Below are 12,784 nucleotides of genomic sequence, written 5' to 3' on the forward strand. Positions count from 1 at the left end.
AAATGATATCACTATATACAACACCCAGCTGTACGTCATGTCGTAAAGCCCGTGCATGGTTGACCGAAAATGAACTGCCATTTAAAGAGAGAAACATTTTTAGCGATCCATTAAATAGTGATGAACTAATGGAGATTCTTTCTTTAACAAAAAATGGAACGGAAGACATTATATCTACTCGTTCGAAAGTGTACCAAAAGTTAGACATCGATTTAGAAGAGTTGAAGCTAGAAGAGCTGCTTTCATTGATCGAACAATACCCGAACTTATTGAAACGGCCAATTATCTTAGATGAGAACAAGCTCCAAGTGGGGTACAATGAAGAAGACATTCGTAAATTCGTGCCACGAAACTTACGAAAGATCATTTTCAAACGACGCCAAACAGAGCTGCTCATGTTTAATTATCGCCAAAAGCAAGAAGAAGGCGAATCTGTTGCGAACTTTATCTAATAATAGGAACAAAACCGGCAAATGAATACAGCGATGTATCATTGTCGGTTTTTTTGGTATTTTTTCAAGGGTCTTCTTAAGAGGATCAGTAAATCCGTTGATTCCACAAAAAAACACGATTCCAAAAAGGAATCGTGTCGGTTGAAATCTTAAAGTTTTTGGTTGTAGAATTCAACGACTAGTGCTTCGTCAACTTCTGCAGACAATTCATCACGCTCAGGTAAACGAGTTAATGAACCTTCTAATTTTTCGCTATCAAAGCTTACAAATGACGCGCGGCCAGCTGTTGCTTCAACTGCTTCTTTGATTGTTGAGATGTTTTGTGATTTTTCACGAACGCTGATGACTTGTCCAACTTCAACGTGGTATGAAGGGATATCAACGCGTTTGCCATCAACTAAAACGTGACCGTGGTTTACTAATTGACGTGCTTGACGACGAGTAGTTGCTAAACCTAGACGGTAAACAACGTTATCTAAACGTTGTTCTAGCAAGATCATGAAGTTAACACCGTGTTTACCTTCTTTGATTTTGCTTGCTTTGATAAACAATGTACGGAATTGACGTTCGTTCATGCCATACATATGACGCAATTTTTGTTTTTCAGTTAATTGCATGCCGTATTCTGATTTTTTGCCACGGCTGTTTGGTCCGTGTTGTCCTGGAGCGTAAGGGCGACGTGCCAATTCTTTTCCAGTTTCTGATAAAGAAATTCCTAAACGACGAGAAATTTTCCATGATGGTCCTGTATAACGAGACATAATTTAGTTCCTCCAATAAAATAGTTTGGAGTAAAATAATCCGTTGAAAAACTCACATTCGTGCAGTTCGTTCTTCAATCTTCACCTTTGCAGCCGCGGTTACGCAATTGCACCCGAGGGGCAACGAACTGGTGACGAGCTGTTATTTTCCTGCTGCATTATTTTACACAAGGAATAGTATACGACAAACTAGGGGCAAAAGTCAAGATGGAGCTGGCTTTGGATTTGATGAAAACAAATCTTGAAATTTTTCATTAATTACTTATATTTTCAAATATCTCTTTACAAAACAGCTTTTCGTCATTAGAATATGAAAGTATTGTGCAAATGATAACGAAGTGAAATTATTCATAAAAGGAGTAGAAAAAATGAATCCAGTATCCCCATTATTTGAGAAGATCGATTCTTCCATAGAAAAGAAAATCGATCTGATCAAGAGTAGTTATTTGCGTTACGCTGTACGTGCGATGATGGCTTGTTTATTCTTGACCCTCGGAACAGCTATTGCTTTTGCGATCGCTATGAAAGGTGAATCGATGGTTCACGGGTTAGGGAAAATTCTATATGCATTTATGTTTAGCTGGTCTTTAGTCATGATTCTTTATATGAACGCAGAATTAGGAACATCAAATATGTTGTATATGACTGTTGGGGTTTATCGTAAACGTCTAAGTATTCCTTTGGCATTGAAAATTTTGCTTACGTGTGTCTTGTTCAACTTGATCGGCGGGGTGATTTTCGGCTCAATCGTTGCACTGACAGGTCCTTTTCAAGGGCTGACCGCAGACAACTTTATGCTGACCTCGATCACTGCGAAATTAGAAAAATCGACCATCCAAATTTTAGTAGAAGCGATGTTCGCCAATATCGTTGTAAACACAGCTGTGCTAGTAAGCATGCGGATGAAAGACGATGCCGGAAAAGTTGCAGCAATCATTTTCATCATCTTCATCTTTGCTTTCTTAGGATTCGAACACGTTATTGCTAACTTCCCAGCGTTTACCTTAGCTTTCTGGGCTTCAGGCGGACACTTGGCAGGTATGACTGTCGGCAGTGTGATCCATAATTTAGTTTTTGCCTTTATCGGTAACTATATCGGCGGTGGCTTGGTCATGGGGCTGGGCTATGCATGGTTGAACAACTCAAAATCGACCTATGTCGACTAATTAGAACCTACCAAAAGAAGCAGCGATGCTTCTTTTTTTTCTTTTCTCTAACATTTCTCCAGGAAGAAGCCATCATCCCTTAACGGAGCGTTGAAATCAGCGCCTATTTATGTTAAGAATAAGTATGTACGGTTTTTCTTGCTGTTTTTTGTAAAAATGACCGCAACCAAGACCAAAATCTTAGTTACTTCTTAATAGAAAGCGAGCCTTAACCTTTTATGAATCGGAAATTCTTTGCCTTTGATATTGATGGAACCTTGCTTGACTCGAACAAACAGCCACTCGACAGTACGCTAAAAGCCCTTGATCTTTTACGAGATGCTGGCCATTTCGTGACCGTTGCCACTGGACGCAGTCGTTTCCACGCTCAAGATATTATTCGTTCGTTGTCCTTTGATAATTACATTTTATGTAATGGCGCAGCTGCTTTTCTTTCGCATCAGCAGGTGTATAAAAACTTACTCGATGAAACGCAATTGGCTGCTTTCGTGGCAGAAGCCCAAGAGCTTGGGATCGACACGGCATTTGTCGGGATGGATACAGCGAAACGAGCGTCTTCTTTGGATATTGCTAAAATGGAAGCAGCGATGCATTCTTTTGGTGCCCAACTTCCTGAGTTGGACATGGATTTTCCCGAAGAAAAAGAAGTCTATCAAGCATTGGCTTTTTACGGAAAAGAGTATGAGCATTTCTTTGACGAGAAATACAGCAAACTGCGTTTTGTGCGTTGGCATGAAAACAGTGTGGATGTCGTTCCAAAAGAAGGCTCCAAAGCAGCAACGATCCTGTGCGTCGCGGAACAATTAGGGATAGCGCAAGAAGATGTGATCTGTTTTGGTGATGGCCAAAATGATCGTGAAATGCTGACTGCCGCAGGTGTCGGTGTGGCAATGGGCAATGCGGTCCCTGAGATCCAACAAGTCGCAGATATGGTGACCGCTAGCAATGATGAAGATGGCATCTGGTTAGCCTTGAAAGAATTACAACTGATTTAAAAAGGAATCCTTTAGACATAGCACAGTCGGTTTACGGCATCTGTGCTATGTTTTTTTGTTTTTTCTCGGTCGCAAAGAAAATAAATTGGTACAATAGAAAAAAGGGGGAATGCAGCAAATGAAAATCGCATTGATTGCTCATGATCGAAAAAAAGATGTAATGGTAAAATTAGTGACTGCCTATCGAGAAATTTTAGCGCAGCATGAACTTTTCGCAACAGGAACTACGGGGAAGAGGATCGAAGAAGCAACCCAGTTGCCTGTCCACCGCTACAAATCAGGGCCGCTGGGAGGAGATCAGCAAATTGGCGCCATGATTTCGCAAGATGACTTGGACATGGTGATCTTTTTGCGCGATCCTTTAGCCGCGCAACCCCATGAACCAGATGTAACGGCATTGATTCGCTTGTCAGACGTGTACGAGATTCCTTTAGCTACCAATATGGGAACGGCAGAAATCTTGTTGCGGGGGTTAGCAGCTGGCTTTGCTGATTTTCGACAAGTGATCCACGAAACGGACAATCGTCCCTTGTCGTTATAAAGATAGTAGAAGAATTGAAGAAAAAGGACGTGCAGAATTGAAAGCAATCTTAAAGGATTTTTTGACCTATGCAAAAATGAATACTCGCTCAGATGCGACGAGTCAGACCATCCCAACGACGCCGGGACAAGTTGAGTTGGCTCTTTTATTGAAAGATCAGTTGATCGAGATGGGGGTAGCGGATGTTGCTTACTATGAAAAGAATAGTTTTGTGATCGGACGTCTACCTGGTAATCCTGAAAAAACGGCGATTGGCTTTATTGCCCATGTAGACACGGCAGATTTCGAAGCTGAAAATATTCAGCCGCAGATCCATGAAAATTACGATGGTAAGGATGTTTGTTTAAATAAAGAAAAAGCCATTTATATGACAACTGCTGAATTTCCTAATCTCAAAGACTATGTCGGCGAAACGCTGATCACAACGGATGGAACGACCCTGCTGGGTGCAGATGATAAAGCTGGTATCGCAGAGATCATTGACGCGCTGCGAATCTTACAAACGATGGATGCGCATAAACGTGGCGATGTCTGGGTCGCTTTTGGGCCTGACGAAGAGATCGGGACTGGCGCTGATCGCTTTGATGCGGCGGATTTTCCAGTGGCATTTGCTTACACGATGGACAGTGGTCGTGTGGGGCATATGGAATATGAAACCTTTAATGCTGCTCGTATTGATATAACGATTGATGGTACGAGTGTGCATCCTGGAACTGCTTACGGTCGTTTGGTCAACGCCTTGAAAATCGCGCATCAAATCGACGATGCCTTACCAGCAGAGGAAGTTCCTGAACGCACCCGCGGGTATGAAGGTTTTTACCTACTGCACAATTTGACGGGACATATTGGTCGAGCAGAAGTTTCTTATATCATTCGTGATCACGATCATATGCTTTTTGAACAGCGAAAAGCCAACATCGTGGGGATCATTGACGAATTGAACACAGCCTATGGGCAAGAACGCATCACCTATACGCTGTATGACCAATATTACAATATGGGGGATTTGATCAAGAAAGATCCCCGCAGTATCGAAGCTGCCCGAGCAGGGATGCAAGCGATTGGTGTGACACCGATCGAAGCGCCGTTTCGTGGCGGGACCGATGGCTCGAAAATCACCTATAAAGGCATTCCAACACCGAACTTATTTGTTGGCGGTGAAAACTTCCATGGCCAGTATGAATTTATTACCGTGGAAGCGATGGAAAAAGCCCGTGATTTGATCGTGGCGATCGTGGAACATGTCGGGAAAGAAGACACTACCGTTTCCTAGAGAACGCGGCAACACGCTAGACTAAAGCGAAAAAGTCTAGCGTGTTTTTTTGTTTTGCTGCAAGGAAGAACAGCAAGTGAAAGAACCTTTTTTTTCTGGACCAAAACCCTTATAATAGAAAAGAAGCTAAAAGAGAAGAGGAAAAATGTGTGCGGGTATTATTCATTGGAGATGTAGTTGGTTCATTAGGAAGAGAAACAATCACGGAGTACCTTCCCAAATTAAAGAAGGCGTGTCGACCACAGGTGACGATCGCGAACGGCGAGAATGCGGCGGCGGGTCGTGGGATCACTGGTAAAATTTATAAGAAATTTTTGCAAGATGGTGTCGATGTCGTGACATTAGGCAATCATACATGGGACAACCGTGACATTTTTGAATTTATTGGCGATGCGAAGAAAATGATTCGTCCAGCCAATTTTCCAGAGGGAACACCGGGGGTCGGCATGGTGTTTGTGAAAGTCAACACCATTGAGTTGGCGGTGATCAACATGCAAGCTCGCTCGTTCATGGTAGACCTTGATGATCCGTTTCGCAAAATGGATGAATTGGTTGCGATTGCCCGCAAACGTACACCGTTTATCTTTGTGGATTTTCATGGGGAGACTACTAGCGAAAAACAAGCGATGGGCTGGTATTTGGATGGCCGAGTTTCGGCAGTCGTCGGCACGCATACCCACGTCCAGACCAACGATGCGCGGATTTTGCCCCAAGGAACGGCTTATTTGTCAGATGTCGGCATGACTGGTCCTTATGATGGGATTTTGGGAATGAAACGCGAACCAGTCATTGAAAAATTTTTGACGGCGTTGCCGCAACGGTTTGAAGTGATTGAAAAAGGCCGCAGTATTTTGTCGGCTTGCTTGCTTGAGATTGATGAAGCCACTGGTAAAGCAAAATCGATCCGTCCGATCCAAATCAGTGAAGATCGCCCGTTTACAGAATAGGAGAAGCATGGAAGAGCAATTAACCAAAGAATCAAACGTTGCCCAAGAGTTGGCTGCTTTGCAAAAGCTTTTGTCTAATCATCCGATCGTTCAAGAATTTCAAGAAATTCAAGTACGAGCCTTGCAAAACCAAGGGCTACTGGAGTTGGAAGAAGCGCTGAAGCAAGCGCAAAAAGAAATCGTTCAATTTGAGCATTATGAGAAACCCGAAGCAAAAAAAGCTGCGGAGCAGCGTTATGCGTCATTGACAAACGAATACGAGCAGCACCCCTTAGTGGTTGCTTATCGCCAAGCGTTACTGCAAGCAGATGAATTGCTGCAATATGTCACGACGGAGATCCAAAAGAAAATGAATAAAGCCATCGAGGAGGATGAAACCAATGCCTCAAAAAACTAAAAATACCCCGATGATGGAACAGTATTTAAGCATCAAGGCTCAGTACCAAGATGCTTTTTTATTCTATCGTTTAGGGGATTTCTATGAATTATTTAATGAGGATGCTGTCAAGGCAGCACAAATTTTAGAACTGACGTTAACCAGCCGCAACAAAAATGCGGAGGAACCGATCCCTATGTGTGGGGTGCCTTACCACGCCGCCAGCAATTACATCGACACCTTGATCGAGCAAGGCTACAAAGTAGCGATTTGTGAGCAAGTGGAAGACCCAAAAACCACCAAAGGAATGGTCAAACGCGAAGTCGTTCAACTGATCACGCCGGGAACGGTGATGGACAGTAAAGGCCTATCCGCCAAAGAAAACAACTTTTTAACAGCTGTTTTGCAGCAAGGGGAGCGTTTTGGCTTTGCCTATGTCGATCTAAGTACCGGTGAATTAAAAGCAGCGCAATTGGAAGATGAAGAAGCCGTCGTCAATGAGGCCGCCGCTCTGCAAACGAAAGAAGTCGTTTTGTGCAGCGAGATTCCTGAATCATTGCAAACGATGCTGACCAATCGCTTGAATGTCGTGTTTTCTAAGCAAGAAACGTTGGAAGAAAATGCCGAATTTCAATTTTTAACGGAACCTCTCTCCCAAGGGTTAGAAAAAGTAGTCACAGGGAAATTGCTAAGTTATTTGGCGATTACCCAAAAACGCAGTTTAGCCCACATTCAGCAAGCCGTGGAATATCAGCCGGATCATGCCTTGAAAATGGATCATTATTCCAAATTCAACTTAGAATTGACGCAGTCGATTCGAACCGGAAAAAAACAAGGGACTCTTTTGTGGTTGCTGGACGAGACAAAGACCGCAATGGGGGGACGTTTGTTAAAGCAATGGTTGGATCGTCCCTTGATCCAGCCAAAGAAAATCACTGCCCGCCAAGAAATGGTCCAATCGTTACTGGACAGTTTCTTTGAGCGAGCGGATCTGCAAGAAGCGTTGACGAAAGTCTATGACATGGAACGCCTAGTCGGACGGGTCGCCTTCGGAAATGTCAATGGCCGCGATTTGCTGCAGTTGAAATCTTCTTTGGAGCAAGTGCCTTTGATCGCGCAATTGCTGCAGGGGATCAACCGTGGCGAGTGGAATGACTTGCTGCTGGAATTAACGCCCTTAGATGATTTGGTTGCACTGATCGAAGCGGCGATCGATGAAGATGCCCCGTTGCAGATCACAGAAGGCAACATCATCAAAGACGGGTTCCATCAACAATTAGATGAATACCGTACGGCGATGCGTAACGGCAAGCAATGGTTGGCGGAATTAGAAGCCAACGAACGTCAAGCGACGGGGGTCAAAAACCTGAAAGTTGGGTTCAACCGCGTCTTTGGCTATTACATTGAGATCACGAAAGCCAATCTAGTGAATTTAGATACCTCTCGCTACGAGCGCAAGCAAACCTTAGCCAATGCGGAACGCTTTATTTCACCCGAGTTGAAAAAACTGGAGACTTTGATTTTAGAAGCCGAAGAAAAATCGGTGGATTTGGAATATCGCCTCTTTCTTGACGTTCGTGAAGAAGTGAAAAAGAGTATCACGCGTCTACAAAAGTTAGCCAAAGCCGTTAGTGCGGTCGATGTCTTACAAAGTTTCGCCACGGTTTCGGAACGCTACCAATACGTGCGGCCGACAGTAGCGAAAAAACGAGCAGTATCGATCATCGATGGCCGTCATCCTGTAGTGGAAAAAGTCCTTGGTCACCAAGAGTACATTCCAAATAGTATCGTGATGGATGAAGAAACAGAGATCCTGTTGATCACAGGACCAAATATGTCTGGGAAAAGTACGTACATGCGGCAGTTTGCCTTGCTAGTCATCATGGCGCAGATCGGCTGTTTCGTACCCGCACAATCTGCAGAGATGCCGATTTTTGATCGGATCTTTACTCGCATCGGTGCCAGCGATGACCTGATCGCCGGTCAAAGCACGTTTATGGTGGAGATGATGGAAGCCAACCAAGCGCTGCGTCATGCAACGCCTAACAGCTTGATTTTGTTTGATGAGTTAGGGCGTGGGACTGCGACCTATGATGGGATGGCATTGGCACAAGCCATCATTGAATATATCCACAAAGAAGTTCATGCCAAAACACTTTTCTCCACCCATTATCATGAGCTGACGGTTTTAGATGAGGAATTGGCACACTTACGCAATGTCCATGTCGGTGCCGTTGAAAAAGAAGGCGAAGTCGTCTTCTTGCATAAGATGATGGAAGGGCCCGCAGATAAAAGCTATGGGATCCATGTAGCCAAAATCGCTGGACTGCCAAGTGCACTCTTACAGCGCGCAGCCACGATCTTAAAAGCGCTGGAAGAACATGAACCGACGGTACAACCAAAACCCGTCGTCGAAGAAAGTCAGCAGTTGTCGTTGTTTAGTGAAGTATCTACGGAAGAAATCGGCGTCATCGATCAATTGAAGAAATTGAATCTGTTGGAAATGACCCCGATGGATGCTCTGAATACATTGTACGAGCTGCAAAAACGAATTTAGAAAGAAGGTCAGCAGATGGGAAAGATCCAAGAGCTATCCGAACGTCTGGCGAACCAAATCGCGGCAGGAGAAGTTGTTGAGCGACCGGCTTCTGTCGTCAAAGAATTAGTTGAAAATGCCGTGGATGCCGGCAGTACCCAAATCGATATTTTTATTGAAGAAGCAGGCTTGCGTAAAATCCAAGTCATCGATAATGGCGAAGGAATTGCAGAAGAGGATGTCTTGACTGCCTTTAAACGCCACGCCACCAGTAAAATCCACAATCGAGATGACTTGTTTCGAATACGTACCCTCGGGTTTCGCGGGGAAGCTTTGCCTAGTATCGCTTCGGTTTCGATCCTCTCGATTGAAACGGCAGTCAAAGGCGCCCAACAAGGCTCCTTTGTGCGCTTAAAAGGCGGCGCTGTTGAGGAGCATCTGCCTGCCAACTTGCGACAAGGAACCAAGATCACTGTCGAAAACCTCTTTTACAATACACCGGCACGTTTGAAATATGTCAAGACGCTGCAAACGGAACTTGCGAACATCGGCGATATCGTCAATCGGATCGCCCTGAGTCATCCAGAAGTGGCTTTTCGCCTCGTTCATGAAGGCAATAAGATGTTGAGCACCACTGGAAGTGGGCAGTTAAAACAAACCATCGCCGGGATCTACGGAGTGGAAACGGCCAAAAAAATGATTGCGATCGATACTGAGGACCTCGACTTTAAAGTCACTGGCTTTGTGTCACTGCCAGAAGTCACCCGAGCCAGCCGCAACTATTTATCCACGATCATCAATGGTCGTTATATTCGCAACTTTGCTTTGAATAAAGCGATCGTAGCCGGTTACGGGTCAAAATTGATGGTCGGTCGTTTTCCATTAGCTGTCCTTGAAGTCAAAATGGACCCCTTATTAGTCGATGTCAATGTCCATCCGACTAAGCAAGAAGTTCGTTTGTCAAAAGAAGAAGAGCTAACGAAACTAATCAGTAAAGCCATCAATGAGGCGCTGCGGGAAATCAATTTGATTCCTAACGCGGCTGACAATCTGCGGTTTAAGAAAAAAGTTGCCGATCAGCCAAAAGCCCAGCAGCTTGGCTTGGAACTGGAGTCAGCAGGAAATTCGACTTCTGGGTTGTCTTATAATCGCGAAACCGGGAAATTTGAGGTTCAGGGCAGTACTTATCAACAGACTGTGGATAACTCTGTGGAAAAACCTGTGGAGGAAGGTGGAAAACTTCCAGAAATGCCACAGGAATCTAGCGAAAACCTGTTGGAAGAAACCGAGGAAACCTTTCGCAGTTTGGAAGAGACGCTGCCAAATAAGCCTGTCCGAAAACCATTTGTGGAAGACCAGACGGAAACAAAAGCGCCGCTGCCAGAAGCGCCAGCCTTTCTCCCAAATGAGACACCAGAGCTTACGGCGCAAGATCTGCAAAGTCAAGCGACTCTGCACCCTGAAATGCATGGGGATGACCGCAACTACCTGAAAACGGTCGAACGGTTGCTGGAAGAAGAACCAGCGAAGGAGCGTTTTCCCCAACTGGATTATTTTGGGCAGATGCAGGGGACCTATTTGTTTGCCCAAAGCGAGGCGGGGCTCTATATCGTCGACCAGCATGCGGCACAGGAACGAATCAAATATGAGTATTACCGCGAAAAAATCGGCGAAGTGACCAATGACCTGCAAGAGTTGTTAGTGCCGATCGTTTTGGATTATCCCAACAGCGATGCACTGCAATTACAAGAACAAAGCGACAAGCTGGCAGAAGTCGGGATCCATCTGGAATCTTTTGGGACCAATAGTTTCATCGTCCGGGCGCACCCGACGTGGTATCCTAGCGGTGAAGAAGAAGCCATCATCCGCGAAATGATCGATATGTTATTGACCACAGGAAGTGTCAGTGTCAAAAAGTTTCGTGAAGCAACCGCGATCATGATGAGCTGCAAACGATCCATCAAAGCCAATCATTATTTGAATGAAGCACAAGCCCGGATCTTGTTGCAAGATTTAGCGAAATGCGAGAATCCCTTCAACTGTCCCCATGGTCGCCCGGTGCTGATCCATTTCACCAACAGCGACATGGAGCGGATGTTCAAACGGATTCAAGATCCTCATCGAGCAAGGAGTGGCATGGAATGATTATTTTGGCTTCACAGTCGCCGCGACGCAAAGAATTATTAGCGGAGTTAGTCCCGGAATTTGCGGTCATACCAGCGGATATCGACGAGTCGGTCCGACCAAACGAAGCGGCGATCCCTTATGTCCAACGGATGGCAGCAGAAAAAGCGGCGGCTATTACGCAAGCATATCCTGAAGATCTGGTGATCGCGAGCGATACCACGGTCGTGGTGGATGAAGAAATCTTAGGAAAGCCAGCCGACCGTGAAGATGCTCGGTCGATGTTACGAAAAATGAACGGACGGACCCATTGGGTGCAAACCGCCGTCGTTTTACAAAAAGGCAAACAACAGCGCCAAGCAGTGGTTTCGGCGGAAGTTGTGTTTCGTCCTTTGACGGATCAAGAGATCGACCAATATCTTGTCTTAGATGAGTACCAAGACAAAGCGGGCGCCTATGGGATCCAAGGGGCGGCCAAAGTATTTGTCTCATCGATAAACGGCGATTTTTATACAATTGTAGGGTTTCCTGTCACTACGGTCTATCAGTTGTTGCAAGAGTTTATGGAGGAGGAATAAGGATGGATGTTTCTGGTAGTTGTCTTTGCGGCAAAGTCACGATTGACTTGACTGGAGTTTCGAAAGAAATCACGGTTTGTCATTGTAGTCTCTGCCAGAAATTTCACGGCGGACCGATGTTTGCTCTTGCGCCATGTTCTGAGAACCAGATGGCTCTTCAAGGAGCGAAGTGGCTGCGACGTTATGATTCTTCTAAGTGGGCACAGCGAGGATTTTGCAGTCAATGCGGCTCGAGTCTGTTCTTTTACCTCAAAGAAGCACACACCTATTTTTTTGCGGCCGGGTTATTTGGCAACTTGCCAGAAGCTGTCTTAACCGAAGAAATCTATACAAAAGACCAACCGCAGTTTTACCATTTTGCGGAACCAACGACTCGTTGGGAAAAGCTGCAAAACCCTTAAATAATTTGAGCAAGTCATTTTACATTCGCTAAGAAAAAAGGCATGATAGAGCATACAGGATGAGTCTAGAGGGAAAGCAGGTGAAAAAATGACAGATAAAAAAGAATTAAAAGAAAAATTGTCACCGATCGAATATGCGGTGACCCAAGAAAATGCAACTGAACGCCCCTTTACTGGCGAGTATGATGATTTTTATGAAAAAGGGATCTATGTTGATATCGTCAACGGAGAACCATTGTTTGCTTCTACTGATAAATATGACGCCGGTTGTGGCTGGCCTTCCTTTTCGAAGCCGATCAGTCGCCAAGATATTCAAGAAAAAGCCGATTTTTCTCACGGTATGCATCGGGTAGAAGTCCGCAGCAAAGAAGCTGACTCTCATTTAGGACATGTTTTTTCAGACGGTCCTCAAGACAAAGGCGGTTTGCGCTATTGTATCAACTCGGCAGCATTGAAGTTCATCCCTTTAGCAGAAATGGATGAAAAAGGCTATGGCGAATTCAAATCACTCGTTGAGTAAGTATTAGGAACTGTGTGCGAAAAAAAAGATGCAGCAGCATGTCTCGTTTGAAAAAATGCGACTGAAACAACGGTTTTTCCTCCGTTTGTTTCCTGCTAAGCCTTTTCCTTCGTT

At 44.8% G+C, this 12,784-nt stretch carries 13 protein-coding genes; 12 read left to right on the forward strand and 1 reads right to left on the reverse strand.

The genetic code is table 11. The annotated features are described in order from the left end of the window. Positions 1–2 precede the first annotated feature (2 nt). Positions 3–452: a transcriptional regulator Spx gene (gene spx / locus IGK85_RS01575; RefSeq protein ID WP_008376310.1), complete on the forward strand. Its 450-nt coding sequence runs from the start codon at positions 3–5 to the stop codon at positions 450–452. A gap of 149 nt (positions 453–601) precedes the next feature. Here spx and rpsD read toward each other — a convergent pair whose 3' ends face one another. Next, a complete protein-coding gene (gene rpsD / locus IGK85_RS01580) occupies positions 602–1,213 on the reverse strand; it encodes a 30S ribosomal protein S4 (protein ID WP_005227158.1) in 612 nt (203 codons plus the stop codon). A gap of 368 nt (positions 1,214–1,581) precedes the next feature. On the opposite strand from rpsD, the gene IGK85_RS01585 reads away from it, so the two are divergent. From IGK85_RS01585 to msrB, 11 genes are all read left to right on the forward strand, one after another. Continuing rightward, entirely contained in the window at positions 1,582–2,379 is a 798-nt protein-coding gene (locus IGK85_RS01585; RefSeq protein ID WP_005227159.1) for a formate/nitrite transporter family protein, read from the forward strand. 218 nt (positions 2,380–2,597) lie between these two features. Further along, the gene (locus IGK85_RS01590; protein WP_005227160.1) at positions 2,598–3,374 is read left to right on the forward strand and encodes a Cof-type HAD-IIB family hydrolase; all 777 of its coding nucleotides are present in this window, start codon (positions 2,598–2,600) and stop codon (positions 3,372–3,374) included. A gap of 118 nt (positions 3,375–3,492) precedes the next feature. Then, positions 3,493–3,915, forward strand: coding sequence for a methylglyoxal synthase (locus tag IGK85_RS01595; protein WP_008376307.1), 423 nt, complete (start codon positions 3,493–3,495; stop codon positions 3,913–3,915). 37 nt (positions 3,916–3,952) lie between these two features. Continuing rightward, positions 3,953–5,188, forward strand: a complete 1,236-nt coding sequence (gene pepT, locus IGK85_RS01600; protein ID WP_008376304.1) for a peptidase T — start codon at positions 3,953–3,955, stop codon at positions 5,186–5,188. 149 nt (positions 5,189–5,337) lie between these two features. After that, on the forward strand, positions 5,338–6,135 hold the full coding sequence (locus IGK85_RS01605) for a TIGR00282 family metallophosphoesterase (protein ID WP_008376301.1): 798 nt from the start codon (positions 5,338–5,340) through the stop codon (positions 6,133–6,135). A 7-nt stretch (positions 6,136–6,142) separates the two neighbouring features. Next, entirely contained in the window at positions 6,143–6,532 is a 390-nt protein-coding gene (locus IGK85_RS01610; protein ID WP_008376299.1) for a YlbF family regulator, read from the forward strand. After that, a complete protein-coding gene (gene mutS / locus IGK85_RS01615) occupies positions 6,516–9,068 on the forward strand; it encodes a DNA mismatch repair protein MutS (RefSeq protein ID WP_008376296.1) in 2,553 nt (850 codons plus the stop codon). Before IGK85_RS01610 ends, mutS begins: the two co-directional genes overlap by 17 nt. Before the next feature lie 15 nt (positions 9,069–9,083). After that, the gene (gene mutL / locus IGK85_RS01620; protein ID WP_008376294.1) at positions 9,084–11,192 is read left to right on the forward strand and encodes a DNA mismatch repair endonuclease MutL; all 2,109 of its coding nucleotides are present in this window, start codon (positions 9,084–9,086) and stop codon (positions 11,190–11,192) included. Then, the gene (locus tag IGK85_RS01625) at positions 11,189–11,749 is read left to right on the forward strand and encodes a Maf family protein (RefSeq protein ID WP_008376292.1); all 561 of its coding nucleotides are present in this window, start codon (positions 11,189–11,191) and stop codon (positions 11,747–11,749) included. The genes mutL and IGK85_RS01625 overlap by 4 nt, the downstream gene beginning before the upstream one ends. Before the next feature lie 2 nt (positions 11,750–11,751). Next, positions 11,752–12,150: a GFA family protein gene (locus IGK85_RS01630; protein WP_008376290.1), complete on the forward strand. Its 399-nt coding sequence runs from the start codon at positions 11,752–11,754 to the stop codon at positions 12,148–12,150. 88 nt (positions 12,151–12,238) lie between these two features. Continuing rightward, on the forward strand, positions 12,239–12,670 hold the full coding sequence (gene msrB, locus IGK85_RS01635) for a peptide-methionine (R)-S-oxide reductase MsrB (RefSeq protein WP_008376288.1): 432 nt from the start codon (positions 12,239–12,241) through the stop codon (positions 12,668–12,670). The last annotated feature ends 114 nt before the right edge of the window (positions 12,671–12,784 follow it).

Origin of the sequence: Enterococcus sp. AZ015 (genome assembly GCF_050499225.1) — a bacterium.
In the GTDB taxonomy this organism is placed as follows: Bacteria; Bacillota; Bacilli; order Lactobacillales; family Enterococcaceae; genus Enterococcus_D; species Enterococcus_D entomosocium.

Bases quoted from the DNA above. Each gene is read 5' to 3' on its own strand.
- spx (WP_008376310.1), top strand. From the start codon at position 3: ATGATATCACTATATACAACACCCAGCTGTACGTCATGTCGTAAAGCC.
- rpsD (WP_005227158.1), bottom strand. From the start codon at position 1,213: ATGTCTCGTTATACAGGACCATCATGGAAAATTTCTCGTCGTTTAGGA.
- IGK85_RS01585 (WP_005227159.1), top strand. From the start codon at position 1,582: ATGAATCCAGTATCCCCATTATTTGAGAAGATCGATTCTTCCATAGAA.
- IGK85_RS01590 (WP_005227160.1), top strand. From the start codon at position 2,598: ATGAATCGGAAATTCTTTGCCTTTGATATTGATGGAACCTTGCTTGAC.
- IGK85_RS01595 (WP_008376307.1), top strand. From the start codon at position 3,493: ATGAAAATCGCATTGATTGCTCATGATCGAAAAAAAGATGTAATGGTA.
- IGK85_RS01610 (WP_008376299.1), top strand. From the start codon at position 6,143: ATGGAAGAGCAATTAACCAAAGAATCAAACGTTGCCCAAGAGTTGGCT.
- mutS (WP_008376296.1), top strand. From the start codon at position 6,516: ATGCCTCAAAAAACTAAAAATACCCCGATGATGGAACAGTATTTAAGC.
- mutL (WP_008376294.1), top strand. From the start codon at position 9,084: ATGGGAAAGATCCAAGAGCTATCCGAACGTCTGGCGAACCAAATCGCG.
- IGK85_RS01625 (WP_008376292.1), top strand. From the start codon at position 11,189: ATGATTATTTTGGCTTCACAGTCGCCGCGACGCAAAGAATTATTAGCG.
- IGK85_RS01630 (WP_008376290.1), top strand. From the start codon at position 11,752: ATGGATGTTTCTGGTAGTTGTCTTTGCGGCAAAGTCACGATTGACTTG.
- msrB (WP_008376288.1), top strand. From the start codon at position 12,239: ATGACAGATAAAAAAGAATTAAAAGAAAAATTGTCACCGATCGAATAT.